Below are 25,590 nucleotides of genomic sequence, written 5' to 3' on the forward strand. Positions count from 1 at the left end.
GTGAATATTGTTAAATTGAACCATTTTTTTCTCCCGAATCAATGAATGACTTGAAGGCCCGAAGCCGGCTGGTGCAATATTCGGGCTAGCCTCAGCTATATCAAAACTTCGCCGTTACGATTGCAAAAAAGCGAATCCCATGCATCGTCCATGGCAGGTTCCGGGGATTCCAGGGCAAACTGAACCGCCGCTTCCACTTCAGCCTGGACTTTCTGCTCCAGATCCTTGAAGCTCTGGTCGTGAAGATGACCTTGATCAAAGCAATATTCCCGCAGACGCATTAGGCAATCGGGCCCAGCGGCAGCGATTTGTTCCGGCGATGGGTAGGCTAAAGACAGTTCCCGCAGCGCCATTTCCACTGGATCGACTTGCTGAAACGCTTTCACTTCCACCGGCGGGCGATAGTGGCCGGGATCGGCCATGGAGTGGCCCCGAAAACGGTAGGTGACACATTCAATTAGCTGGGGGCCAGTGCCTGCGCGGATCTGCTGGAGGGCATGCTGGGTAGCCTCGTAGACCTTGAGTACGTCCATGCCATCGACTCGCTCGGCCGGAATGCGGTAGGCCGAAGCGCGTTTGTAGACTTCCGGCACTGCCGAATGACGGTGAATCTCGGTGCCAATCTGATACTGATTGTTCTCACAGACAAACAAAACCGGCAGTTTCCACAGGGCTGCCATGTTGAGGGATTCATGGAAGGTACCTTGGTTGACAGCGCCGTCACCGAAGAAGCAAATTACCGCCTCCGGTAGATCCTTGAGAACGATGCCATAACCAATGCCCGTAGCCACGGGATAGGTCTCACCAACGATGGCGTAGCCACCCATGAAACGGCGCTCGGCATCAAATAAATGCATGGACCCTCCCATGCCGCGGCTACAGCCGCTGCGCTTGCCAAACAGTTCCGCCATCACCTCGCCCGCCGGAATGCCGCGCACCAGGGCGTGAACGTGTTCGCGATAAGTGGTGACGATATAATCGCTTGCCTCGCAAGCGTGCAGCACGCCCACCGCTACCGCTTCCTCGCCTGGATAAAGATGCAGAAAACCGGCGATGTTGCCCTGCATGTATTCTTGCGCCGCTCGCTCCTCGAAGACGCGCGCCAGCATCATGTCATGAAGGAACGCCAGGGCCTGGTCACGATCCATGTCACTCTCCACCTTCTTCAGGCAGATATAGATCCAGGGCCTGGACCAGAGGTGTCATATACATAAGCGCAGGCCCCCCGTGCATGATGACCGCCATAAATCCGGCCTCGACAATCTCGTCTCGGGTGGCTCCGGCATGGGCAGCGCTTCTAACGTGTGAACCGATACACCATTCGCATTGACTGGCCACCGCCAGACCAACGTTGATCAGTTCCTTCTCACGCTTGCTCAACGCTGGCCCTGCTTCCGTCTTTTGGAAAAAATAAGAAAAGGCTTGGGTTTCCGTAGGATAACGCTTGCGCAAGTAAGCCAGCGCCTCGTGCATTTCGGCCATCTTTTCCTTCATGGGGTTCTGATCCATGGGTCACCTCGCTGTGGATTGAGGAGAAATCTGTCTTTGGATATTGCCACTGATTTGAAACTTTTTCTAGCTATTTTGGAATTAAAGTTTGTTTTAATTGACTTATATAAATAGATTCTTATATGCTCGAGAAACGCGCTCTTTAATCCGGAGAAAGCCAATGACGGAAGAAGTGGTTAAGATCAAAGTAGCCGGCATGCACTGTGGCGGCTGCGAAACGGTGATTGAAACCACCGTCGGAGCCTTGCCCTGTGTCCGGGAGGTCCATGCCAGCTTCGCTGAAGGCACGATATCCATCCGTTATGATCCGGCTTCTTGTTCTTTGGAAAAGATTTGCCAGAGCCTCGAGCCCAAAGGCTATCAGTGCATCCTTGCTAAGAAAAAAACTGGCGGCAGATTTCTCAGGCTCCTGCTTTCCTTGCTAGGTCTGTTGGTTCTCGCCGGGTTAATCTATGCCGCGCGTCATTACGGACATGCCTTAGCCTTGCCAAAGCTGGGCCCGGGCGCAAGCGACTTGCTGGTCTTAACCGTCGGGCTCATCACCGGTTTTCACTGTGTTGGTATGTGCGGCGGCTTTGTCCTCAGTTATACGCAGGCCGCGCTGGAATCCGGCCGTTCCCCTTATCTGGCCCATTTCTTCTATGGGTTGGGAAAAACTCTTTCCTATACATTGTTTGGCGCTTTGTTTGGGAGCTTGGGAGCATTGGTCAGCTTCACCCCTTTTATTCGCGGCATGACGGCTATCATCGCCGGTCTTTTTCTGATCGGTTTCGGCCTGAGCATGCTTGGGGTGATTGCCTGGTTCCGGCGCCTGATGATCCGCCAACCCAAAATTTTAGAAAAAACCCTGGCGCCTGTTCGACGTCAAACGCGTCATCCCTTTCTGATCGGTTTCTTCACAGGCTTCATATTTGCCTGTGGGCCCTTGCAGGCGATGTATATGATGGCCGCCGGCAGCGCAGATCCTTGGGAAGGGGCCAAGATTATGTTTCTTTTTGGCATCGGCACCTTGCCCGCTTTGCTGGGGTTCGGCTTGTTCGCAAGTTTTCTATCCGCCAGGGTCATGCGCAACTTTTTTCGACTATCCGGCGTGTTAGTGATTACCCTGGGAATTATCATGGTCACAAAAGGCATGGAAAAAAGTCACGTTCTCGAGCATATACAGCCTTTATGGCAACACATGTTGGAAACTAAACATCCTGAAAGTCCTTCTGGCTAGTACTCAGCCACCAATAAAGCGCCTGTTTATAGTACGCTCGTCAGATAGATTTTACTTATAGAGTGCCTTTGATTTCAGGAGCAAAATTATGAGTGAATCCATTAATCATTCCCGGCGTCGATTGATCCAAGGCTTTGGGTTTAGCGCTTTCAGTGAAGGTGACCTTACTGAAACGTTTTGATGATATCAAAGACCGATTCATGTATCACTGCCACAACCTCGAGCACGAAGATTTAGGAATGATTTTTTAGTGGCGTGATTCAAAAGAATCAGCCCGACTTGGCAGTAACCTCCAGGGGAGCAGAACCATGCAAACTTCACCATTGAAACCGTATTTTGACCGATTCGATGGCTATCTATTAAAACTTAGCCCCCAACACGACCTTATGTTGCTGCGGGTGATTGCCGCGGCTATTCCAGTCCTTTTCTTCGCTATCGACGCCCTCTATGACAAACCTGCTTTCTATTGGTTGGGGCTGCCTTTTTATCTATTTTGCTTGACGCTCTATCTGGAGGCTTTTTTGAAAAAAGCCTTGCTGATGCACAAAATCTCGGCCGAACTGTTGATCGTATTGGTCATGATTGTGACCCTCATTGACGGCGAGCCTTTGAGTGGCGCCATGGTGGCCTGGTTTATTGGCCTGGGCTTGTTCATCTCCTTCGCTATCATCAGGAAGAACCGTGAGAAGATCGAAAGCCTGATTGAACAAGGCAAACAGACTGCCCAGGTGATGAAAGACGGAAAGGTCGAGGAAGTCCCTATTTCCGAAGTTCATCAGGGAGAACTCGTCGTGGTGCCCAAGGGAGCAATGATCCCCGTGGATGGCGTGATTGAGGACAACAAAACCTCGATTGACGAATCATTTGTCACTGGAGAACCCTTTCCCGTAACCAGAGGTCCTGGAGACACTGTCGTCTCCGGAACATTGAATTTGTCCGCCCCTATCTTGATCAAGGCGGAAAAGGACGGCGATGAAGCGTTTCTCAGTGTGATCAGCAGGGAAATCAAAGCCAGCCTGGAAAAAAAATCGGAATTGCAGCAACGCGCCGACAAAACCGTGCAATGGTTATTGCTGTCGGTCACCGGCTATGCCTTTCTGCTGCTTTTCGTCACCGGGGACCTGCACTTGATGGCGACGGCACTGGCAGTCACCTGTCCTTGTGCCTGGGCACTGGCCACTCCGACCGCATTTGCAGCCACCATCGGCCGGCTTGCCAGTGAAAACATTCTGGCCCGGGGAGGCGAACCATTGGAAACCCTCCATGAGGTCAACACCATGATACTTGACAAAACAGGAACCGTGACTTCGGCTGAGCCGGAGGTTAGTCAGGTTATTGCCGTAGGTATCCCTGAAGATGAGCTGTTGCAGCTGGCAGCGTCGTTGGAAGTCCGCTTTGACCACCCGATTGCCCGATCCATTGTGCAGTATGCCAAAGAGAAGGGCATCGCCGGATTTTCCCCAGTGGATCATGCGGAAGATCTTCCCGGTCGCGGCATCAAAGGCTGGGTTGGGACGCAGGAAGTGTTGATCGGCAGCGAGGATACCCTGGCTCAGCACGGCATCACAATACCGAAGGACATTGCCTACAGTGGCAGGGCAATTTGGATAGCCCTAGAGGGCGAGATTAGGGGTGCCATCATTATCCAAGACATCATCTGGTCGGAAATGAAAAATCTGGCCGATATGATCCACGCTTACGGTATCCAAAGAGTCATCCTGGCCACCGGAGACAATGAGGAACGGGAGGCAAGGCGGGTGGCTGAATATATCAACGCTGACGAGTGCATCTACAATTGCACACCTGCCAAGAAGGTAACCCTGGTCAAAAAACACCAAGCGTCCGGCAAGGTGGCGATGGTCGGTGACGGCGTCAATGATGCGCCGGCCCTGGCTGCGGCCAATGTCGGTATTGCCATCGGAGGGCACAAGAACGTGAATCTGGCCATTTTGTCCTCTGATGTTGTGATCCTAAAGCAGGATGCCCGGGATCTGCTCACCATTTTGGGGCTCAGCCATAAGATGATTGATATCATCCGGGAAAACTACACCTGGGCCGTAGGGTTCAATGCCGTGGGTCTTGGGCTTGCCACGGTGGGTTTACTTAATCCCATCTTTGCGGCCATGCTGCATCATGTCAGTTCGGTCTTCGTAGTGGTCAATGCCGCCAGGATTTATTTCGAGCACATCGAAACCTCGTTTGCCAGCCCTTTGTTCCAATGGATGGATGGCGCCATCCGACGGTGGAATCCACCGGAAGCCGAGGTTGAACCTACCAAACTCCCGGTGGCAATGACTTGCCTGTCAGCAGACAAGACCCTGCCTTCCGAGCCCTGATAAACCAACCCCATCTGCTGGAGAGAAACATGAATGAAAAACTTGCGTCCATTCTCAATGAGGCCATCCAGGATGAATACAAGGCCCGCGCCCTGTACCGGAAAGTAATCGAAAAATTCGGCGAGGTCAGGCCCTTCTGCAACATCGTGGAAGCCGAGAACCGACATATCCAGGCATTACTGCCATTGTTCGAACGGTATGGCCTTCCGGTTCCGCCAGATGAATGGGCGTCAAAGCTGGAGGCCCCTTCTACATTGCTGGATGCCTGCCGCCAGGGTGTCGAGGCGGAGATTGAGAACATGGCAATGTATACCCGGTTGCTGGAACAGAGCGAAGGCTTTCCCGAGGTTCAGATGGTATTGCGGGAATTGCAGCGGGCATCGAAGGAGAACCACTTGCCGGCTTTCCAGCGTTGTGTGGAAAGGGGCGGGACACCGGGGCGTGGCGGTGGAAGGTCCGGCCCCAGAAGGAAGTAACCGGGGCTCGTGGAAGTTATGGCAAGTACTTGGGAGCCGATCTGAAGTCACAGGGCACTTGGATTGATTTGATCGTCAGACAATGGTTGCTGGCGGCCTCTGCCGCCGGCTTTCTATTGAGCGTGGTTTATACTAGACAGTTTCCGGTTTATTCGATCACAGAATTCCAGATTTTAGCGGTCCTTTTCTCGCTGTTTGTGACCGTAAAGGGGCTCGAAAACAGCGGTTTGCTTGCCTGGATTTCCAGGCGCATAGAAACGGGAAAAGCCCTGCCCGTCAATATGGTGGCCGCCACTTTCTTTATCTCGATGGTGGTGACGAATGATGTGGCCTTGATCACGCTGGTGCCATTGACCATGGCGCTGAACATCAGACGCAAGGATTTGGTGGTGATCTGTGAAGCCTTGGCGGCCAATGCCGGTTCTGCCTTCACCCCTTTTGGGAATCCACAAAATCTTTTCATCTACTGGTTTTACGATGTGCCCCCGCTCAGGTTCATTCAAACCATGGCCCCGTTCTCGCTGGTCTTCTTGTTTCTGTTGATTCTAGGCTCGTCATTTATCAAAACAGAAGCGGGCGGGCGAGTGACCGCGCCAACGATCCGGGTCGGCCGGTCAGCTACTTTCCATGTCCTCCTCCTGTTGCTGATTATCCTGACGGTTCTTCATGTCTTGCCGTTCGCAAGCGTGTTTCTGGTCCTGTTGTCTGTAATGTGGTTCGATCGAAGGGCCTTGCGGGTGGATTATGCCCTGGTACTCAGCTTCTTTTTCTTCTTTGGCATCGCCGACAATATGAAGGCCATCCTGGCTGCCGAGATAGCTCATTCGAAACATGTGTTCATGCTGTCAGCCCTGGCCAGTCAATTGATGAGTAATGTGCCTGTCGCGCTGGTATTTGCCAAGTTCACCCACAACTGGGCGGCCTTGCTATGGGGAACGAACGCGGGCGGATTTGGCAGCCTGTTCGGCTCGCTGGCGAATCTGATTGCCTACAAGATCTACGTCACCCAGGGGAAGGATATCCATCCGGCTAGTTTTACCCTGAAATTCCTCCTGTTTGGATATGCTGCCTTTTTTGTTTCAGCCGCCTTGTTTTTTGGTCTTTGATGAATGTGAACCTGCTCTAAAGAGTTTGGACACGGCTGTCAAAGTCATTCCCATTTGTACGCCTGCAGCAATTATACTTTGCCAGTTACTGATTGATCAGCTTTACGCCATTTATTGAGCACAGATCCCGAAGAAGCGCCTCAGATTGTGTTTCTCTTCGGCGTCAGAACCCTATTCACCTGGAAACGAGGCTAGAAGGCAAAAGGGCCAGATCCCCAAGATGGCATAGGGCGGTTAATTCTATTCAATACGATAAAAGGAAGCTTGAACCATGCAAAGATTTACAGTGGGAAAATGGCAATGGTTATTCGCGGTTTTCGTTTTTTGCTCTGTGCTGACCAGTTGCAGCAGGCAACCCTCTTCCGTCTCATCATTTCTAACGGTGCCAGAGATTGTGGCATTGAGTAAGAAAGGTGTCCCGGCGGACGAAATCATAGCAACGATCCGGCACAGCCATACGGTTTACCGATTATTACCGAACCAAATCGAAAACTTAAAACGCAAGGGGGTACCGGAGCGAGTATTGATCTATCTACAAACAACCTATAGTAAAGCGCTGCGCCAGTATCCTTATCTCAATGATTGGGACAACTGGACGCTGTATCAAGGTTATTGGTATGCCAGCCCCAGTGATGCCGGACCCGATCTGTGGCTAGAGGAGAATTGATGAGTGTTCCCGGATAGAAAAATGTACCTGTGATTTCGCCTATACCCTCTCTGTAAATATAAGACTATTTTTTTATAAGAAAATATAAAAAATTCGTATAAAAACCATCGTGGTTTTGCTAATGTAGCTATTTCTTATGAAAGGAGGGGGCACGCTTCCATGATGGAAGGAAACGCATGTTGGAATGAAGGAAATATCTCTACGCACAAGAAGCAGATAATGACTGACGAAAGGGATAGGGCCTAGATGCCGCGGCCTATGCAATTATTGAGGGCTATGGTCCAGGCAATCCCATAGTAACGGCTTCGTGTTTCAACATAATGGAAATCCCCAGGGAATTTGTACGCAAGGCAAAGGATTGTGTAGCGATTTGTTTTAAACCCATTCATTTCCTGGGAGAATAGCGATGACCCCAAAAAATGATTCAGGCCCCGCCATTTCTTTACCTGGTCCCCTTGTCGAGCCAGAGTGGTTAGCAGATCATCTCGGCGAAGTCAGAATATTGGATGTGCGCATGGAACCACGCAGCTTTGCCAGTCCACTCTGTCCCGAGGATGAAGCCATGTTTGCCGACAGTCCTTTGAAGGGACTTACTGGCCATATTCCAGGGGCGGTTTCCGTTCCATGGAAAAGAGTCCTTGGCCAGCGGGTGGAAAATGGCATTACACTCCAAGGAATGCGTCCAACAGCCGAAGCTTTTCAGGCTCTGATGCAGGAATGCGGTGTCAATAAAAATCAGACCGTTGTCATTTGCGGACGCTGTGCCGATCTTAAGGAATTGGCGGCTTGCACGCGTCTGTATTGGACCCTCAAGTACTTTGGCCACGATTCAATAACGCTCCTCAACGGCGGGGTTGCTCATTGGATTAAACGAGGCAATTCAATTGAACACCACGTAGTCACTCCTCCTCCTGGGAATTTTCAGGTCAATGAGGAACGCACGGAACTGCTGGCCGATCTCGAGCAGGCCCGGCAGACTTTATTGACGAACACTTGGAAATTATTAGACGCGCGCACTTTAGATGTATATCTTGGATTGACGGCTCCCTGGATTATCAGACCGGATGGTTGGGGGCATATTCCAGGCGCCAAACTATTTTCAGCCAACCTCGTTGCGCATCAGTTAGGCCCGGCCTATTTCTATCCCCCAGAAGTCATCGATGCGGCAGCGCGGGCGGTTAGAATCAACCCGGAAGCGCCCTCGATCACCTATTGCAATAGCGGCGTATTTGGCAGTGCCACTTGGTTTGCCCTCCATGAAATTCTAGGGAATCAGCAAGTGCGATTGTTTGATGGCTCCATGCATCAATGGACCAAAACGCCGGGGCATTCTGTCATTCGGTTGATGATTGAATAAATACCTTCCACTTTGATGTATCAATTGCTGAACTGGACTGGTAGCGTTCTTTGATAGACCTTCTGGCATTAATTTCCAACCCCACCTTGCGGTCAATCGCGATACTTTGGTGTCTTCTTTTTATCGTTGCCATTGTTTTTTCGATGCTGGGCCAAGGAGGCGGGACGCTCTACACACCAATACAAGTGTTGCTGGGCATCGACTTTCACGTGGCCGCCACCACCAGTCTGTTTCTGATTATGGTGACTTCCCTGTCGGCCACCCTGGTGTTTCGCAAAGCCCATAAAGTGGATTGGCCGCTGGCCATCGTATTGGAATCGGTGACAGCCAGTGGCGGCTTTGTTGGTGGCGTTGGCTCCGCCTGGCTCAGTGGCCAAGTCCTGTCCTGGCTTTTCGCCGCCGTGCTAGCCTTCGCTGCGGTTTTTATGATCCACTCCTACCATCCGCCTCCATCTAAAGTACCACACCAGCGGAAATGGTATCACTGGCGCCGCTGGTACGATGGTCAAACCTATGCCGTGAATCTCCTTCTAGCTTTGCCGATTTCTTTTCTTGCGGGTATGGTAAGCGGCATGGTTGGCGTGGGCGGCGGTATTCTTAAGGTTCCCCTGATGGTGCTCTTGCTGGGTATTCCCATGGACATTGCGGTTGGCACGAGCGCATTGATGGTCGGTATTACTGCCAGCGGCGGTTTTGCAGGTCACTTGGTTGCCGGTCATTGGGATTGGCGCCTATCGCTGGTGCTGGCCGTTGCCGTCTTTCTAGGCGGCCAAATTGGCGCGAGACGATCACTGAATCTGAATCGCGCCCGGATGAAAAAAATATTCGGCTGGTTTCTGCTTTTTATCGCTACAGTGATGGTGATCAAAAACACAGATATCCAAGCTTTGATCTTAAACTTGAGTCAAATACTGGAAAACCTGAAATAACAGAGAAATACGTAATTAGAATACAACCGTTTTTGTAAACAGGCTCAAACAACATCAGGCAACAAACTCTTTATTACTAAAAGCTGATATTCTCCGGCAAAACATACATTATCGATGCGACTTAAGTCCGGATACCCCGCAAGCTTTCTTTCAAAGACGACATCAAGATGAAATTATCATGAGCACTACTGCTGTCAACAAACCTGTCTTAGAAAAAAAACGCCTGAGTTTTTTCGAGCGTTATCTTTCCCTGTGGGTGGGGCTATGCATGATCATCGGTGTGTTTTTGGGGCGCACGTTTCCGGACATAACCTCCCGTTTGCGGGGTATGGAATTCAATCATAGCCAAATCAATATTCCCATCGCCATTTTGATCTGGCTGATGATCTATCCGATGATGCTGAAGATCGACTTTGTCAGTATCTTGGGGGTTCACCGCCGTCCCAAGGGAATTTTGATCACCTTGTTTGTCAATTGGGTGGTCAAACCCTTTTCCATGGCTTTCTTTGCCTGGTTGTTCTTCCGTCATCTGCTGGTGCCGTGGATCGGTCCGGTGGAGGCGGATCAGTATATCGCCGGCTGCATCATCCTGGCGTCAGCGCCCTGTACTGCGATGGTGTTCGTCTGGTCCTACCTGACCGACGGCGATCCCGCCTACACCCTGGTCCAGGTGGCGTTGAACGACCTGATCATGCTGATTCTGTTCGCCCCTATTGTCCGTTTCCTGGTGGCCGGGGCCAGTGGTCTGGAAGTGCCGTTTCAGGTGCTGCTCTACAGTGTCATCGCCTTCATCGTGATTCCGTTGGCCCTCGGCAGCATCAGCCGGGTGCTGCTGATCCGCCTCAAAGGTATCGAATGGTTCGAGGGCCGTTATCTCAAGGCGTTCCATCCGGTCGCCATCATCGCTTTGCTGACTACCTAGTGTTCATCTTCGCCTTCCAGGCCGACAACATTCTCGCCAAACCCCTCCACATTGCGCTCATCGCCCTACCGATTCTGGTCCAGGTCTACTTCAATTCGTCGCTTGCCTACGGTCTGATGCAGCTATTCAAAGTTCCCTTTAGCGTCGCCGCACCGGGAGCGTTGATCGGCGCCAGCAATTTCTTCGAACTGGCGGTGGCCACCGCCATCACCCTGTTTGGTCCCGAGTCGGGCGCCGCCTTGGCGACCGTAGTAGGCGTGCTGGTGGAGGTGCCGGTGATGTTGTCGGTGGTCGCTTTCTGTAACCGGACCCGCCATTGGTTTGCATTTACGGAAATATAAAATTGTCATTTCTGAAATATACGAGGTAGCGGATGCAATTTAACCGTATTCTTTTTCTTTGTGTCGCCAACTCCGCCCGCAGCCAGATGGCCGAGGCCCTGGCCCGCCGTCAATTTGGCGATGCGGTCGGGGTTTACTCCGCCGGCAGCCAACCCAGCGGCCGGGTCAATCCCTATGCCATCCGGGTGTTGGAAGAAGCCGGTATCGATACTCGGGATTTGCGCAGCAAGGCCATTGACGAAATCGATCTCGACGCTATGGATCTGATCGTCACCCTCTGCGCCGAAGAAGCTTGTCCGGTGGTGTCAGCCAGGGCGCGGCGCCTCGATTGGGCGATGCCGGATCCGGACCGCAAGGACGAGGACCTGACAGACGAGGAGCGGCTGGCGATCTTCCGCCAGACCCGCAATGCCATCGCCCAGCGTATCGAAGTGCTGGCGGCGCTGCGGGATCTGCCCGCCTCACCCCGCAAGAGCTAACGCAGATGCCCGAGGATCAGGAACCGGTCGTATTAGTGTAATCATTGCGATTTACCCCACAGCCAATCCGAGCATCGAGGGCCTACGGCCCGCCAGGGAATGCTTTCTCTTAGGAGCCTCCTTGAGCTATTTCTCTCCCTGATGAAACAACGCTATTTAGGAAAAATAGGCTAACCATCTTTTTTTCCTCTAAAGCTTTACACTATCGGGATGATAAATTGACGCATCCTGGCCCATGCCCAATGATACCGTTCGACACATAATTCCCGCCCGCCTGCATTTCGATGCGGCGGCGGGCCGTCTTTTTTTGGCGGGACACTGGACCGTGCTATGCCTGAATGACGAGGCGCTAATGGCAACTGTGCAGACCATACCCAGCCGCGGGAAGATAGTCATCGATGGCCGGAAGCTCGAAGCCCTGGATACGGCCGGCGCCAGGGCAATTCTCGACATAAGAGCGCATTTGGAACAGGCCGGAAGCAGCGGGATTGATTTCGAGGGGTTTCCCAAGCCATATCAGCGTTTACTCACCCTAGTTAAAGAAACCCCAGCGGACAAACCGCCACCCCCACGGCAATTCGGGCTATTGGAACACCTCGGCAAGGTCAGCCTAGATATCTTGACGGATATGTTGTCCTATCTGGCCTTCATCGGCTCTCTTACCATGCAAACACTGCGGTGGTTGCTGCATCCCCGCCGTATCCGCGTTCGCGAGATTTTAGCCGAAATCCAAATCGCCGGTGTAAACGCACTTTTCATTGTGGGCTTGTTGTCCTTTCTTATGGGCGTGGTGATTGCTTATCAAGGGGGAGATCCGTTAGACCGGTATGGCGCTAATATTTACATCGTCGATTTGGTTGGGTTGACCATCCTGCGGGAAATCGCTCCTCTGGTAACGGCCATCATCATGGCAGGCCGTACCGGTTCGGCCTTTACCGCTGAAATCGGCGCCATGCGCATTACCGAAGAGGTCGATGCACTGCGCAGCTTAGCGATCCATCCAACAGAAATTCTCGCATTACCCAAGCTTATCGCTATGATGACAGTGATGCCATTGTTGATCGTTTTTGCCGATCTGGCTGGCCTGGCAGGTGGCATTGTCGTTTCCGATTTGTTGTTCGGCGTGAACTTGGAAAGTTATATTGAACGATTGCCGCAGACTTTTCTGATGCCCAGTTCTTTTTGGGTAGGGTTGGTCAAGGCGCCGGTGTATGCTTTGATCATTACTTCCATCGGCTGTCATCAAGGATTTCGGGTACGCGGTGGCGCCACCAGTGTCGGATACGCCACCACCCGCAGCGTGGTCCAGAGTATCTTTCTGGTGATCGTGGTGGATGCGTTGTTTTCCATTCTTTTCAACAAGCTGGATTTATGAAGACAGAACCGGTGATCCAGTTGCGGGATATCAATAACCGTTTCGATCACAATCTGGTGCACCAGGGCCTGTCGCTGGAAGTGTACCGAGGCGAGATCCTGGGAATCATCGGCGTTTCCGGCAGCGGCAAAAGTGTATTGCTGCGCACCATGGCTTTGCTGCATCGGCCTTTTTCCGGTAAGGTCCGTATCTTCGGCCATGATGCCTTTTCCCTTGGCTTGGAAGAAGAAAAGCGAATGCGGCTAAAATTGGGCTTCATGTTTCAAAATGGCGCCTTGTTCAGCAGTCTGACCGTATTCGAAAATGTCCGTTTTCCCTTGGACGAACATACCCGCCTGACGCAGCGAATCAAAAGTGAAGTGGTGATGCTCAAAATCCATCTAGCAGGCCTAGAAACCGAAGCCGCCGCCAAATATCCCCGTGAGCTTTCCGGCGGGATGGTCAAGCGTGCAGCCCTTGCCCGGACTTTGGTGCTCGACCCGGCCGTATTGTTTCTGGATGAACCCACCTCCGGATTGGACCCTGTCACCGCAAGCACCTTTGATACACTGGTTGCAGAACTCAAAAATATGCTCGATCTGACAGTGGTGATGGTCACCCACGACTTGGATACCTTGTGGAATACCACTGACCGGGTGGCTTTTTTGGCGGACCGGCGTATCGTTGCGGTGGCGCCCATTCAAGAACTGATAAACCATCCGCATCCCGCTATCATGTCTTATTTTTCAGGGCGGCGCCGGCAGCCGCCCCAGGAACGGGCATGGAAAGCAAAGTAAACTACGCGCTGGTGGGGTTGTTCGTGCTCGTGCTCACGGTAGTCACCATTGTCGCTGGCATGTGGTTGGCATCCGATGTTCGGTTTACCCGATATCATCCCTATGTCGTTTATTTCACCGAGTCCGTGGCCGGCCTCAATCCCAATGCGCCGGTGAAATACCGCGGCGTCAATGTGGGCCGGGTGGAAAAGATGCAAATCGACCCCAAAAATCCCACCCGGGTTCGGATTCTGATGGATATTGCAGCTGACACTCCCATCCGCACCGACACTTACGCCATGTTAAAAGTCCAAGGGCTGACCGGCATCGCCTTCGTTGAGCTGGAAGGCGGCGCCAAGGGAGAACCGCTCACCAGTCCCTTGCCCGATGGCACCATTGCCGAGATTCCATCCAAAACCTCATTCTCCAATCGCCTGGACGAGGCCTTGAGCCATGCGGCCGTCACCATTGATCAAATAGGTAATCGCTTAATGGCCCTTTTGGATCAAACCACCATAGAATCCTTCCACAAGACGCTTCATCACCTCGAGCGGATGACTGCTGAATTGGACCGCGACAAAGAACATTTGCACAAGATTTTGACCAATGCGGACACATTTTCCTCCACCCTTGCCCAAGCCGGACAGTCGTTGCCTATGCTCCTCAATAACATCAACCGGCTGATAAAGGATTACGATCAGTTGAGTCTCAAACTTTCCGCTACCGCGGCCACGCTGACCCAACTCGGTGAAAACCTGGAAAAGACCAGCGGCAGCGTGGGCCAGGATCTGCGTAAGACCTCACGCACGCTTGAAGCCGAGATACGCCGTCTATCGCTTGCAGTCGCCCGGGCGGCCCGTGATCTCAGCAGCTTGACCCGCAAACTCGACAACCACCCCAACGCCTTGCTTTACGGCAACCCGCAACCCCCTCCCGGACCAGGAGAATAACCAAGATGATTCCTATATCACCTCTGACCTGGAGAATAACTTGGCTTGTCTTTTCTCTTGTCCTCATGGGTGGTGGCTGCTCTCCCCTGCCCAGCCGTCCACAAGAAAAAATATTGCTCACCCTCGAAGCGCCAAAACCGCAACCTCTCAATCAGCCGCGTAAAAAACAAGTACTGTTGCTCGAACATGTCAACGCGGTTGCCAGCCTGCGCCAGACAAATATTCTTTACCGCAGCGATGGCCCTTCGGTTTCCTACTTCGCCAATCACCGATGGCTGGCCATGCCCGCCGACCTGATCGACCAGGCCCTCATGGAATCCTTGGCGCCGCGTCTTCCCTATGCCAGCGTGGTGCGTCCCGAACAAGGGCTGGCGGCCAATCGTGCTCTGTCTCTTGTTTTGCTGCATCTGGAGCAAGCATTTACGGCCAACGGACAAAGCCATGAGCGGCTTGAAATGCTTGCCCAGCTCCTAGACCTGAACCACGGACGGGTGATCGGATCGCGCATCTTCCGCTACCTCGAACCTGCTCCCACAGCTACGGCCGAAGGCGGCGCCCTGGCTGCAGGCACCGCCCTTAGCCGATTGTTTGATGATTTACGGGCGTGGCTGGGAGAAGTCGATCCCTAGTTAAAAGTAATCGGCCCTTTCTTGAAATAACACTGTGGAAAGCAAATCATGAAACCACCAAAGACCGAAAAGCTAGAATTGAAGGAACTGGTCGCCATGGGTGTCGGTGGGATGGTGGGAGGCGGTATTTTTTCGGTCCTGGGATTGTCGGCCAGTCTGGCAGGACACGCAGCACCCCTTGCCTTCGTCCTGGGAGGCATGATCGCCCTGTTAACCGGTTGGTCTTATGCGCGGCTGGGATTGGTCTATCATTCCGACGGTGGCAGTTTTACTTATTTAGAAAAAACCTTCGTGCATCACAATATCGCCGCCTTGGGTGGATGGTTGCTGCTGTCTGGATACATCGGCACTATGGCGATCTATGCCTACACTTTCGGAGTTTATGGCGCGGTAATGCCGGGGGAAGCTGCTAGTTATGCCGGCCCTGCGACCTATGTACAACCACCGGAGGGGTCCTGATCATGGCACGTCTTATTTTGGTTCGGCACGGGCAATCAATCTGGAATCTGCAAAACCGGTTTACCGGCTGGGTGGATGTGTCCCTCAGCCGACACGGGATGGAAGAGGCCGAACGGGTGGGCAAACGTTTGGCCAATGAACGTTTCGATGTAGCCTTCACCTCGATGTTGATCCGGGCCCAAGACACCTTATATGAAATTCTCAAACAAAACCGCTTCTGTGATCAATATGTGCGGATTCATGAACAGAGCCGGGAATGGTATGAACATTTCATCCCTGCTCCGGGGGATTTAGCGGAACTGAAAATCTATACATCAGAAAAGCTCAACGAACGCTACTATGGCGATTTGCAGGGATTGAACAAGGATAAGGCGCGCGAGCAGTATGGCCATGAGCAAGTTCATTTGTGGCGCCGCAGTTACGATGTGCCGCCCCCCAATGGCGAGAGCCTGAAGATGACCGCCGAGCGTGTGCTGCCCTATTACCATGCGCATATCGAACCGGAACTGCGGGCTGGCAAGGAAGTGCTGGTCTCAGCCCATGGCAACTCCCTACGCGCGCTTGTCATGCATATTGAGACGCTTTCACCAGAAGAAATCATTCAAAGGGAAATTCCTACCGGCACACCAATTATCTACACCTTTTCTCCTAATATGGAACTGAAAGGAATATCGGTACTGGATTGAGCTGAAGCTGGTGGACCAGCGCAGATCAATCACCAACTCTATCAGCCTTTTGAGTCTCTAGCTATATAGAGCGTCCTAAGTGGATAGAGTCTTTTTATTTCCATTCTTAGTGGCGGTACTAATGACATGCTCTGGCTTCAATTCGTTGTCGTTGCTACGACCGGCGGCAAAGTCACTGATGTTTTCAATGGTGGTCCTAGCGATCGTCGTCAGAGCTTCCCGGGTGAAGAAGGCCTGATGACCGGTCACGATCACATTGGGAAAGGTGAGCAGCCTCGCGAAGACATCATCGGCAATGACCTGGTCGGAGAGATCACGATAATACATATGGCCTTCCTCCTCATAGACATCCAGTCCCACGGCGCCGATTTGTCCTGCCTTGAGGGCCTCTATCAGCGCCTCGGTGTCCACCAGGCCGCCCCGGCTGGTATTGATCAGCATGGCACCTGATTTCATGTGGGTAATGGTCTTGTCGTGGATCAAATGATGGGTCTGGGGTGTCAGGGGCGCATGCAAGCTGACGATGTCCGACTGGGCCAGCAGGTCGTTCAGTTCAACATAGTGCATGCCCAGGTCGATGCACGTCTGATTCGGGTACTTGTCGTATCCCAGGAGTGTACAGCCAAAACCTTGCATGATCCCGGCCAGGACGGTACCGATCTTGCCGGTACCGACAATGCCGATGGTCTTGCCGTGGAGATCGAAACCAAGCAGTCCATCCAGCAGGAAGTTTCCCTCGCGGATCCGATTGTAGGCCCGGTGGATCTTGCGGTTCAAGGCCAGGATCAGACCCACCGCGAACTCGGCCACGGCATAGGGGGAATACCGGCTGACCCGCATCACGGTGAGGCCCAATGATTGCGCCGCCTCGAGATCGACGTTGTTAAAACCGGTACAGCGTAAAGCGACCAGCCGAGTCCCCCCACCGGCAAGTCTTTTCAGGACCTCGGCATCCAGTTTGTCTTCGACGAAACAGCAAACCGCTGGAATTCCCCAGGCCAGTGCGGCGGTGTCTATATCCAATGCGGCCGGAGTGTATTTGAGTTCGTGTTTGCCCTGGTTGGCGGCCTCCAGGTATTCCTGATCGTAAGAGTGGGTGCTGTAGACTAGAACCTTCATGCTAACTTCCTGCGGTAAGGAGGAATAGGGGAAGCAAAATCGTCCATCTGCTTATAGGGGCAGGCGCCCGACGGCATCCAACAAGCGCCGCGAATAGCCGAATTCGTTATCGTACCAGACCTGCACCTTGACCATGCTGCCTTGCACCACGCGGGTTGAAAGAGCGTGGACGATCCCGGAGTGGGGGTCATCAATAATGTCGGCGGAAACCAATGGTTCCTCCGTATAACCAAGGATGCCCTGCAACGGCCCTTCAGCGGCGGCTTTGGCAAAGGCGGCGTTGACTTGCGCCTCCGTCACCGTCTGCCTGAGATCGGCGCTGATGTCGGTCAATGCCCCATCGGGGATGGGGGCACGCACGGCCAGAGCCCGGATTCGCCCTTGGAGTTCTGGCAGGACCAGGGTGGTGGCCACGTCGGACCCGGTGGTGGTGGGGATGAGTGAGATCGCTGCGGCACGGCCGCGAATTTTCTTCCTGGCCGGTCTGTCAACCAAAGCTTGGGTGGCGGTGTAGGCGTGGATGGTCGTGACGAGCACCTGCTCAATCCCAAAGTTGTCAATGAGCACTTTGAGCGGCGGTACCAGGGAATTGGTGGTACACGAGGCGTTAGAGATAACTTGGTGCTTTTGCGGGTTAAATTCATGATCGTTCACACCGACGACCAGGGTAAGGTCGGCATCCTGGGAAGGCGCGCTGATCAGAACCCGCCGCGCTCCGGCAGCCAGGTGTTGGGCTGCCAGATCGCGCTTGGTGAAAAAGCCGGTACACTCGATGACCACGTCCACCCCCAGATCCTTCCAGGGAAGTTGCGCCGGATCTTTTTGCGCGAAGACCTTGATCTCGCGCTTCCCCAGCCGGATGGAATCCGGTGTGGCCTCCACTGGGCAGGGAGTACGCCCATGGACAGAATCGTACTTGATGAGGTAGGCCAGATCATCCGTGGGCACCAAGTCATTGGCAGCCACTAATTCCACGCCTTCAGGCTGCGCCTCCATATAGTGTCGCACCACTAGGCGCCCGATACGCCCTAGCCCATTAATAGCGATTCTTTTCATGACTACCCTCCTGCTTATTGACATGTACTCTTTTTGAAAAACCCTATACTTTGATGGATTTGACATATCTGCATAGGTTCATGCGTGATTCTAGAATTCTCTAATTTTGATTTATGACGTCTCTCCACCTTCACGTTTTCAAACCATCGAGATACTTCGGCATGGCTAGAGTGCAACATTTTTTTCTTGGATTCTTTTCTTGCTACTCTCAAAGGCAGGTAAGCCATGCTTTTTTCTGCTCTGTGGTGGAACACACTACGTGTGACATCAGATAACGCCTAGAACTTGCATCTGGCACAACCGCCGATGCCCTCTCAACTTCATGCAGCACGTGTTTTCCTGCTGCGTCTTTTCATGCAGAGCGGTGTATGCTTTTTGCCTCCTCCCTTGATTTCTAGCTTGTCCATGCCTTTTTAGGGTTAAATGTATTATATGAGGAGCAAGCTTGGTGGACTGTCATTCATATGACACCATCAAAAGATTTTCAAGGGAAACAACTCCCGGCACCGATCAGCCGGTGGCGATTCGTTGAGAACCAACACTTATATTCGGAAGTCGTGTGACAAAAACTTCTCTGCCTTTAGTTTTAGCGCTTCTAGTTCCATGACAACCCGGTGCCTGGTCTGTCCGGCCAGTATTCCTTTATGTCGTAACGCTTGTAGATGTCGATTCACCACCTGCCGGGTCGAGCCAATCATGTGGGCAAGGGCATCATGAGACAAATCGTGGATCAGCCTGACAGTGTGTGGGCCCTTTTCTGAGGTCGAATCAGGAATGGTATGGCGTAAAATCAAGCGTGCCAGTCGAGTAGCGGTGTCTTTTGTGGCCAAATCCATCGCCAACTCTTCCAGGGCGCGCATTTGCTCACCCAAGTAGGGTAAGAAATTGCGGTTGAATTCCGGGTAACGGTTTATCCATTCACGTACCGTTTGCATGCTAGTAGTGAGCAAAAGAAGGTCATCCAGGACGACTGGCGTGATCGAGTGTGGCTGGCCATCCAACAGAGTAATCACATCAAACCCCTCTCCGGGACCCATGATGAAAAGAATCACCTGATCCCCCGATTCCGCATCGATATACTCGATTTTAACCCGACCCTCGAGAATCAGGTGGAACCGCTCGATCAACGATGATGGCTCCACAAGCGTCCCCCGATTCCAGGTCTCGAGCTGAAAATGTCCAAGCATATTACTTAGGATTTCATCAGATAAGCCTCTGAACAAGGGCGACTGTGAGAGTTGGCATTTACAGCGCTGATAAAGGGGTGAGTTGATATTCATCTTTTTGTCCCGGTCATGGTGTCTGTCGCTCACATGAAAACAGACTTAGTGAGTGGCCAAAGCCTAAAAAGGCATAAAAAAGCTCATATTATCAATGAAGTAAAGTTATCTCGTAAAAGACGACGCCTCTCCCAGGCCGACAACTGTCATCTTAGTGACATACATTATCCCCATCTAGAGATAGTATGCATACTCTGCCTGCCCATCAGGGATCCACTGGCCAACTTTTACGGTACGTCGGTTTCCTGGGGAAGAGTGCTAAGACGACAGGAGGATAAAAATGTCCAAATATATCAAGTGGTTCAAAGAGATCGGTATCGATGACATTGCCGAAGTGGGTGGCAAGAATGCCAGCCTTGGAGAGATGTACCAGAATCTGACGGCCGAAGGTGTGCGGGTCCCCAACGGCTTTGCCGTGACGGCCGCGGCCTACCGCTATGTTCTGGATTTCAACGATGCCTGGCGCCAATTGCACGAGGTACTCGACGGGCTGAATCCCGAAGATGTCAGGGACCTTCAAGCTCGGGGTGCCAAGGCACGGGAAATCATCTATGGGTGCAAACTGCCGGAGGATCTGAAGACGGAGATCCTGGCTCAGTATGCCAAGCTCAAGCAGGAATATGGCAATGACCTCTCCCTGGCGGTGCGTTCCTCGGCGACGGCAGAGGATTCTCCCGAGGCTTCATTCGCCGGACAGAACGACACTTATCTCAACATCCGGGGCGAGCAGGCCTTGCTGGATGCCTATCAGCGTTGCCTGGCCTCCAATTTCACCGACCGTTCCATCCATTACAAGTACGACAACCATTTCGATTTTTTCAAGGTCTATCTTTGTGTTGTCGTCATGAAGATGGTACGTAGCGATCAGGGAGCCAGCGGCGTGATGTTTTCCCTGGACACCGAGACCGGATTCAGGGACGTGGTCTTCATCAATGCGGCGTTGGGGCTTGGTGAGAACGTGGTCCAGGGGAGCATCGACCCCGACAGCTTCTATGTCCACAAACCCACCTTCGAAAAAGGCTTTCGCGCGGTGCTCAAGCGCCGACTGGGCAAGAAAGAGAAGAAGATGATTTTCACCGACACCCTTAACACCGACAACATCGCCGTGGAGTACACGCGCAATATTGAGACCACCCCTGCCGAACGCGGCCGCTTTTCCATCACCGATGACGACGTCATGGTGCTGGCAGACTATGCCATCAAAGTGGAGAACCACTACTCTCGACTGGCAGGATTTCACAAGCCCATGGACATGGAGTGGGCCAAAGATGGTATCGATGGGCTGCTTTACATGGTACAGGCCCGTCCAGAGACGGTGGCATCACAAAAGAAAGATAATATACTCCGAATCTACCACCTCAAGGAACGATCCAAGATCCTTGTCCAAGGCCGGGCAGTGGGCACCAAAATCGGTGCCGGCAAGGCCCGTATTATCCACGATGTCAAGCATTTATGTGACTTCCGAGCCGGTGAGGTGCTGGTAGCCGATACCACCACGCCGGATTGGGAACCTGTCATGAAAACCGCCGCAGCAATCGTAACCAACCGCGGGGGACGTACCTGCCATGCGGCCATCGTCTCCCGGGAGTTGGGCATCCCCGCGGTGGTGGGCGCGGACAATGCGACGACCACTCTGAAGACCGGTCAGGAGATTACCGTGAGCTGTGCTGAGGGGGAAATAGGCAACATCTATGAAGGGATTCTTGATTTCCAGATCGAGGAAATCGATCTCGGTCAGCTGGCACATCCCAGGACCGAGATCATGATGAATCTGGGTAATCCAGATCAGGCATTCAGTCTGGCTTCTCTGCCCGTTGACGGGATTGGCTTGGCACGCATGGAATTCATTATCAATGAATACATCAAAGCCCATCCGATGGCCCTCAAACACCCGGAGAAGGTGGGCGAACGAACGCGCGAGGCACTTGCTGCCCTTAGCCAAGCTTACGTCGATGCAGTTGATTTTTTTGTCAAGACGCTTTCAGAAGGGGTCGCCACCATCGCGGCAGCGGTCTACCCCAAACCCTGTGTGGTACGCATGAGTGATTTCAAGACCAACGAGTATGCCTCTCTGCTTGGCGGCAGATGCTTTGAACCGGAAGAAGACAATCCGATGATCGGTTTTCGCGGAGCTGCCCGCTATACTCACCCCGATTACGAAGAAGGCTTTGCGCTAGAGTGCGCCGCCATGAAACGGGCCAGGGAAATAATCGGAATGGACAATATCATACTGATGATCCCTTTTTGCCGGCGTGTACCGGAAGGGAAAAAGGTCATCAACGCCATGGCCCGTTATGGATTGCCAAAGGGAGAAAATGGGTTGAAGATCTATGTCATGTGTGAAATTCCAAACAATGTAGCCATGATTGACGAATTCAGCGAATTATTCGATGGTTTCAGTATCGGTTCCAATGACTTGACCCAGCTCACCCTAGGCGTTGATCGGGACAGCGAGATTCTGGCCTTCGACTACGACGAGCGAGATCCTGGTGTATTGAGGATGATCAAGTGGGCCGTGGAGGGGTGCCAGCGCAACCGGCGCCACAGCGGAATCTGTGGACAGGCGCCTTCCGACTTTCCGGAGGTGGCGGAATATCTGGTCAAGCTGGGTATTGATTCCTTGAGCTTGAATCCAGATTCCGTACTTTCAACAATCCGAAACGTTCTCAGGATTGAAAAACAAATGACGAAAAATAAAGGAGAGTCTTCATGACTGCTTTCATTCCCTTAGACGAGCAGAAGCTTGGTAAATTAGGCCCCCGGACGTTGATTGTCGGCATCCTGCTGGTATTTATTGGCACCGTAGGGGTCATGTTGCCTTGGACAATGTCCCTGGTCACCAGTATTTACATCGCAGCGCTGCTATTAACTGGCGGTCTTTTCTGGGCCTACCATACCTTGAAGTCACACCCGGGGAGTTTCATGGGCTGGTTGAAGCCTTTTTTGCTCATAGTCACAGGCGGCCTGATGCTTTACTACCCTCTTTCTGGTGTGGCAGCGGTTGGAATAATGTTCTCTTTTTACTTTTTTTTTGACGCCTTTGGCAGCTTCGCTTTGGCCAGGGAGATACATCCGGCCAAAGGCTGGGGCTGGATGACGTTCAACGGTGTTGTCTCCCTTTTGCTGGCGGTACTGATTCTGATCGGATGGCCCGCCACTTCCTTGGTTTTGGTTGGTATCTTTGTCGGAGTTAGCTTAATTTTTGATGGTTGGGCTTTGATTATAATGGGATGGCATCTGAGGAACAGAACCCGCCTTGCCAGCAAGCTTCCTTGATACAAATGGAAAAAACACCATGATTGACAAACCTGCCGATCCCGCTTCAACTTCTACGCCGACCGGCCTGACATCGAGGGAAGCCTCCGAACGCTTGAAGCAATACGGTCCTAATGCCTTGCAGGAAAAGAAGGTCTCTCCCCTGCTGAAATTTCTGGGCTATTTTTGGGGTCCCATACCCTGGATGATTGAAATCGCTGCTTTTCTTTCGGCCTTGGCGCAGCGCTGGGATGATTTTTGGATCATCATGGCGCTTTTAGTCTTCAACGCCGGCGTCGGGTTTTGGCAGGAGTTCACCGCCGGCAATGCCGTCGAGGCTTTAAAGAAACAGCTGGCACTCAAAGCCAGGGTATTACGTGATGGCCACTGGCAAGAGATAGATGCCAAACTGTTGGTGCCGGGAGATGTTATTCGCATTCGGCTGGGCGATGTGGTGCCGGCTGACGTCAAACTGATTGAGGGTGACTATCTCAGCGTGGATCAGTCCGCCTTGACTGGGGAATCCCTGCCAGTGACTAAGCGTAGCGGGGATGAGGCTTATTCAGGGACGGTGGTCAAACAGGGAGAGGTAGTGGCTCAGGTGATCGCCACCGGTCAGCACACCCGCTTTGGCAAAACGGCAGGGTTGGTCGAACAAGCCAAGACCGTCTCCCATTTCCAGAAGGCCGTACTGACCATCGGGGACTATCTGATCTACGTCAGCCTGGCATTGGTCGCGGTACTTATATTGGTGCAACTACATCGTCATGCCCCCTGGCTTGACCTGGTGCAGTTCGCCTTAATCCTGACCGTGGCCTCCATTCCAGTGGCTATGCCGGCAGTATTATCCATGACCATGGCGGTGGGTGCCATGGCCCTGTCCCGGCGCAAGGCCATTGTCACCCGCCTGGAATCCATTGAGGAAATGGCCAGTATGGATGTGCTGTGCTCGGACAAAACAGGAACCCTTACTCAGAATCGCTTGACATTGGGTAATATAGAACTTTTTGCCGCTACCGATGACCAGGAGGTATTGGTGGCGGCCGCACTGGCCTCCCGCGAGGAAGACCGGGATGCCATTGACGAGGCGATTTTGCAAGGTCTCAAAGACCGAACTTTACTCAAACAGTACACGCAACTGAAGTTTGTGCCCTTCGATCCCGTGCGAAAACGCACCGAGGCAACTGTACGTGATGCTTCCGGCCAGACTTTCTTGGTCACCAAAGGCGCTCCTCAAGTAATCATGGAGTTGGCCGACCTGAATTGGTCGGATCAGCAGAGCGCTCAAAAGGTGGTGGATTTCTTTGCCAAACAGGGCTATCGGGCCTTGGGCGTGGCCCGCAAGAACGAAGGGGATAAGTCATGGACCTTTTTGGGGATCCTGTCTCTGTTCGATCCGCCCAGGGAGGATTCGGCAGACACCATTGTGCGTGCCCGGGAGTATGGGGTGAACATCAAGATGGTTACCGGTGACAACCTGGCTATCGCCAAGCAAATTGCCAGCAAGCTAGGGTTGGGTACAAATATACTGCGGGCAGATGTGCTGGAAAGCAAAGGGAATGACCGGCAAGCAATGCTGGCGATCGATGAGCAGGTGGAACGGGCCGATGGTTTTGCCGAGGTCTTTCCCGAGCACAAGTTTGCGATCGTCAGGATTCTCCAGTCGCGCAATCATATCACCGGTATGACCGGCGATGGCGTGAACGATGCCCCGGCACTGAAGCAGGCCGATGTGGGCATTGCCGTGAGCGGGGCCACCGATGCGGCCCGGGCCGCTGCGGACCTGGTGCTGACCTCTCCCGGCCTGTCGGTCATCATCCGCGCGATCGAGGAAGCACGGCGCATTTTTGAACGCATGAACAGTTACGCCATCTACCGGATCAGCGAGACGATCCGCATCATGTTTTTCGTGGTACTGGCGATGGTATTCTTCAATTTTTACCCTATCACCGCGATCATGATTATCCTTTTGGCCTTCTTCAACGACGTGCCCATCATGACCATCGCCTACGATCACACCAGTCTGGAGCAGCAACCGGTGCGTTGGAACATGCACCAGGTGATCACCGTCGCCACCTCGATGGGGATCGTTGGCATCATCGGCAGTTTTGGTATGTTGCTGCTAGCCATGGACTGGCTGCACCTAGGCGTGGCCCAAGTACAGACCTATGTCTTTTTGAAGATGGCAGTTGCCGGTCACTTGGTGTTGTTCGTGGCCCGCACCAAGGGACACTTCTGGAAACGGCCCTGGCCGGCACCAATCATGGTGTGGTCAGCTATCGTCACCAAGGTGGCGGCAACGATCCTGGCAGCCTACGGATTTGGTCTGATCACCCCAATCAGCTGGCCGGAAATTGCCTTGATATGGGGTTACTCGATTGCTTCCGCCTTTGTCACCGATGTGGTCAAGGTTCAGGTGTATCGCCACCTGAATCACCAAGCTCCCCGACATCGACATTTTCTCAACCAAATCAAAAGGCATTTGCTTCATCCACACTAAACCACACATTTTTTGAATTTCTATGTTGGCAGATGTAGCTCGATCCATTATGGTGAGATAGACATTGATGAACAATATGTTATACCCAACGAGAATTATTACTGTTTCAACTGAGGAGAAAGAACGATGATGGGAATGGGGTTTTATATGGTGGGGCCATCTTTAATTTCCTTAATCGCCGGGAT

The 25,590-nt window shown here is 52.7% G+C and carries 22 protein-coding genes and 1 pseudogene; 18 read left to right on the forward strand and 5 right to left on the reverse strand.

Annotated features, from left to right (window positions below; all coding sequences use genetic code 11):
* Positions 1-95: 95 nt before the first annotated feature.
* The gene (locus AXA67_10515) at positions 96-1,148 is read right to left on the reverse strand and encodes a pyruvate dehydrogenase (acetyl-transferring) E1 component subunit alpha (GenBank protein ID KXJ40283.1); all 1,053 of its coding nucleotides are present in this window, start codon (positions 1,146-1,148) and stop codon (positions 96-98) included.
* A gap of 1 nt (position 1,149) precedes the next feature.
* Complete coding sequence (locus AXA67_10520; protein ID KXJ40284.1) at positions 1,150-1,509, reverse strand: alkylhydroperoxidase; 360 nt, start codon at positions 1,507-1,509, stop codon at positions 1,150-1,152.
* A gap of 160 nt (positions 1,510-1,669) precedes the next feature.
* Here AXA67_10520 and AXA67_10525 point away from each other — a divergent pair, with 160 nt between their 5' ends.
* The 15 genes and pseudogenes from AXA67_10525 to AXA67_10595 all read left to right on the forward strand — a co-directional run bounded on the left by AXA67_10525 (position 1,670) and on the right by AXA67_10595 (position 16,195).
* On the forward strand, positions 1,670-2,728 hold the full coding sequence (locus AXA67_10525) for a hypothetical protein (protein ID KXJ40285.1): 1,059 nt from the start codon (positions 1,670-1,672) through the stop codon (positions 2,726-2,728).
* Positions 2,729-3,036: 308 nt separating this feature from the next.
* Positions 3,037-5,064, forward strand: coding sequence for a hypothetical protein (locus tag AXA67_10530; protein KXJ40286.1), 2,028 nt, complete (start codon positions 3,037-3,039; stop codon positions 5,062-5,064).
* Between the two features lie 29 nt (positions 5,065-5,093).
* A complete protein-coding gene (locus AXA67_10535) occupies positions 5,094-5,540 on the forward strand; it encodes a hypothetical protein (protein KXJ40287.1) in 447 nt (148 codons plus the stop codon).
* Positions 5,541-5,569: 29 nt separating this feature from the next.
* Positions 5,570-6,646, forward strand: a complete 1,077-nt coding sequence (locus tag AXA67_10540; GenBank protein ID KXJ40288.1) for a hypothetical protein — start codon at positions 5,570-5,572, stop codon at positions 6,644-6,646.
* Between the two features lie 271 nt (positions 6,647-6,917).
* The gene (locus AXA67_10545; GenBank protein ID KXJ40289.1) at positions 6,918-7,313 is read left to right on the forward strand and encodes a hypothetical protein; all 396 of its coding nucleotides are present in this window, start codon (positions 6,918-6,920) and stop codon (positions 7,311-7,313) included.
* A 406-nt stretch (positions 7,314-7,719) separates the two neighbouring features.
* Positions 7,720-8,670 (forward strand): hypothetical protein, encoded by a 951-nt coding sequence (locus AXA67_10550; protein KXJ40290.1) that lies wholly within the window; start codon positions 7,720-7,722, stop codon positions 8,668-8,670.
* Positions 8,671-8,855: 185 nt separating this feature from the next.
* Positions 8,856-9,599: a hypothetical protein gene (locus AXA67_10555; GenBank protein KXJ40291.1), complete on the forward strand. Its 744-nt coding sequence runs from the start codon at positions 8,856-8,858 to the stop codon at positions 9,597-9,599.
* A 178-nt stretch (positions 9,600-9,777) separates the two neighbouring features.
* A pseudogene (locus AXA67_10560) lies at positions 9,778-10,862 on the forward strand (transporter).
* Between the two features lie 32 nt (positions 10,863-10,894).
* The gene (locus AXA67_10565; protein ID KXJ40292.1) at positions 10,895-11,341 is read left to right on the forward strand and encodes a hypothetical protein; all 447 of its coding nucleotides are present in this window, start codon (positions 10,895-10,897) and stop codon (positions 11,339-11,341) included.
* Between the two features lie 235 nt (positions 11,342-11,576).
* Positions 11,577-12,716 (forward strand): hypothetical protein, encoded by a 1,140-nt coding sequence (locus AXA67_10570; GenBank protein KXJ40293.1) that lies wholly within the window; start codon positions 11,577-11,579, stop codon positions 12,714-12,716.
* Entirely contained in the window at positions 12,713-13,492 is a 780-nt protein-coding gene (locus tag AXA67_10575) for an ABC transporter ATP-binding protein (protein ID KXJ40294.1), read from the forward strand. The genes AXA67_10570 and AXA67_10575 overlap by 4 nt, the downstream gene beginning before the upstream one ends.
* Entirely contained in the window at positions 13,477-14,421 is a 945-nt protein-coding gene (locus AXA67_10580) for a hypothetical protein (GenBank protein ID KXJ40295.1), read from the forward strand. The genes AXA67_10575 and AXA67_10580 overlap by 16 nt, the downstream gene beginning before the upstream one ends.
* Before the next feature lie 65 nt (positions 14,422-14,486).
* The gene (locus tag AXA67_10585) at positions 14,487-15,050 is read left to right on the forward strand and encodes a hypothetical protein (protein KXJ40296.1); all 564 of its coding nucleotides are present in this window, start codon (positions 14,487-14,489) and stop codon (positions 15,048-15,050) included.
* A gap of 48 nt (positions 15,051-15,098) precedes the next feature.
* Positions 15,099-15,509: a hypothetical protein gene (locus AXA67_10590; protein KXJ40297.1), complete on the forward strand. Its 411-nt coding sequence runs from the start codon at positions 15,099-15,101 to the stop codon at positions 15,507-15,509.
* Between the two features lie 2 nt (positions 15,510-15,511).
* Positions 15,512-16,195: a phosphoglyceromutase gene (locus tag AXA67_10595; GenBank protein KXJ40298.1), complete on the forward strand. Its 684-nt coding sequence runs from the start codon at positions 15,512-15,514 to the stop codon at positions 16,193-16,195.
* A gap of 75 nt (positions 16,196-16,270) precedes the next feature.
* On the opposite strand, the gene AXA67_10600 is transcribed toward AXA67_10595, so the two are convergent.
* From AXA67_10600 to AXA67_10610, 3 genes are all read right to left on the reverse strand, one after another.
* A complete protein-coding gene (locus AXA67_10600; GenBank protein ID KXJ40299.1) occupies positions 16,271-17,314 on the reverse strand; it encodes a hydroxyacid dehydrogenase in 1,044 nt (347 codons plus the stop codon).
* A 51-nt stretch (positions 17,315-17,365) separates the two neighbouring features.
* On the reverse strand, positions 17,366-18,370 hold the full coding sequence (locus AXA67_10605; GenBank protein KXJ40300.1) for a glyceraldehyde-3-phosphate dehydrogenase: 1,005 nt from the start codon (positions 18,368-18,370) through the stop codon (positions 17,366-17,368).
* A gap of 542 nt (positions 18,371-18,912) precedes the next feature.
* Positions 18,913-19,557 (reverse strand): hypothetical protein, encoded by a 645-nt coding sequence (locus tag AXA67_10610; GenBank protein ID KXJ40301.1) that lies wholly within the window; start codon positions 19,555-19,557, stop codon positions 18,913-18,915.
* Between the two features lie 373 nt (positions 19,558-19,930).
* Between AXA67_10610 and AXA67_10615 the strand changes: the two genes are divergently transcribed.
* From AXA67_10615 to AXA67_10625, 3 genes are read left to right on the forward strand one after another with little or no spacing between them, the layout of a single operon-like run.
* Positions 19,931-22,363, forward strand: coding sequence for a phosphoenolpyruvate synthase (locus AXA67_10615; protein ID KXJ40302.1), 2,433 nt, complete (start codon positions 19,931-19,933; stop codon positions 22,361-22,363).
* Positions 22,360-22,926 (forward strand): hypothetical protein, encoded by a 567-nt coding sequence (locus tag AXA67_10620; GenBank protein ID KXJ40303.1) that lies wholly within the window; start codon positions 22,360-22,362, stop codon positions 22,924-22,926. Before AXA67_10615 ends, AXA67_10620 begins: the two co-directional genes overlap by 4 nt.
* 19 nt (positions 22,927-22,945) lie before the next feature.
* Positions 22,946-25,405, forward strand: coding sequence for a metal-transporting ATPase (locus AXA67_10625; protein KXJ40304.1), 2,460 nt, complete (start codon positions 22,946-22,948; stop codon positions 25,403-25,405).
* Positions 25,406-25,590 lie beyond the last annotated feature (185 nt).

Origin of the sequence: Methylothermaceae bacteria B42 (assembly GCA_001566965.1) — a bacterium.
Taxonomy (GTDB): domain Bacteria; phylum Pseudomonadota; class Gammaproteobacteria; order Methylococcales; family Methylothermaceae; genus Methylohalobius.

What these genes read in the sequence shown, in the direction of transcription:
- AXA67_10515 (KXJ40283.1), bottom strand. Translation starts at nt 1,148, where the DNA reads ATGGATCGTGACCAGGCCCTGGCGTTCCTTCATGACATGATGCTGGCG.
- AXA67_10520 (KXJ40284.1), bottom strand. Translation starts at nt 1,509, where the DNA reads ATGGATCAGAACCCCATGAAGGAAAAGATGGCCGAAATGCACGAGGCG.
- AXA67_10525 (KXJ40285.1), top strand. Translation starts at nt 1,670, where the DNA reads ATGACGGAAGAAGTGGTTAAGATCAAAGTAGCCGGCATGCACTGTGGC.
- AXA67_10530 (KXJ40286.1), top strand. Translation starts at nt 3,037, where the DNA reads ATGCAAACTTCACCATTGAAACCGTATTTTGACCGATTCGATGGCTAT.
- AXA67_10535 (KXJ40287.1), top strand. Translation starts at nt 5,094, where the DNA reads ATGAATGAAAAACTTGCGTCCATTCTCAATGAGGCCATCCAGGATGAA.
- AXA67_10545 (KXJ40289.1), top strand. Translation starts at nt 6,918, where the DNA reads ATGCAAAGATTTACAGTGGGAAAATGGCAATGGTTATTCGCGGTTTTC.
- AXA67_10550 (KXJ40290.1), top strand. Translation starts at nt 7,720, where the DNA reads ATGACCCCAAAAAATGATTCAGGCCCCGCCATTTCTTTACCTGGTCCC.
- AXA67_10565 (KXJ40292.1), top strand. Translation starts at nt 10,895, where the DNA reads ATGCAATTTAACCGTATTCTTTTTCTTTGTGTCGCCAACTCCGCCCGC.
- AXA67_10570 (KXJ40293.1), top strand. Translation starts at nt 11,577, where the DNA reads ATGCCCAATGATACCGTTCGACACATAATTCCCGCCCGCCTGCATTTC.
- AXA67_10575 (KXJ40294.1), top strand. Translation starts at nt 12,713, where the DNA reads ATGAAGACAGAACCGGTGATCCAGTTGCGGGATATCAATAACCGTTTC.
- AXA67_10580 (KXJ40295.1), top strand. Translation starts at nt 13,477, where the DNA reads ATGGAAAGCAAAGTAAACTACGCGCTGGTGGGGTTGTTCGTGCTCGTG.
- AXA67_10585 (KXJ40296.1), top strand. Translation starts at nt 14,487, where the DNA reads ATGGGTGGTGGCTGCTCTCCCCTGCCCAGCCGTCCACAAGAAAAAATA.
- AXA67_10590 (KXJ40297.1), top strand. Translation starts at nt 15,099, where the DNA reads ATGAAACCACCAAAGACCGAAAAGCTAGAATTGAAGGAACTGGTCGCC.
- AXA67_10595 (KXJ40298.1), top strand. Translation starts at nt 15,512, where the DNA reads ATGGCACGTCTTATTTTGGTTCGGCACGGGCAATCAATCTGGAATCTG.
- AXA67_10600 (KXJ40299.1), bottom strand. Translation starts at nt 17,314, where the DNA reads ATGAAGGTTCTAGTCTACAGCACCCACTCTTACGATCAGGAATACCTG.
- AXA67_10605 (KXJ40300.1), bottom strand. Translation starts at nt 18,370, where the DNA reads ATGAAAAGAATCGCTATTAATGGGCTAGGGCGTATCGGGCGCCTAGTG.
- AXA67_10610 (KXJ40301.1), bottom strand. Translation starts at nt 19,557, where the DNA reads ATGCTTGGACATTTTCAGCTCGAGACCTGGAATCGGGGGACGCTTGTG.
- AXA67_10615 (KXJ40302.1), top strand. Translation starts at nt 19,931, where the DNA reads ATGTCCAAATATATCAAGTGGTTCAAAGAGATCGGTATCGATGACATT.
- AXA67_10620 (KXJ40303.1), top strand. Translation starts at nt 22,360, where the DNA reads ATGACTGCTTTCATTCCCTTAGACGAGCAGAAGCTTGGTAAATTAGGC.
- AXA67_10625 (KXJ40304.1), top strand. Translation starts at nt 22,946, where the DNA reads ATGATTGACAAACCTGCCGATCCCGCTTCAACTTCTACGCCGACCGGC.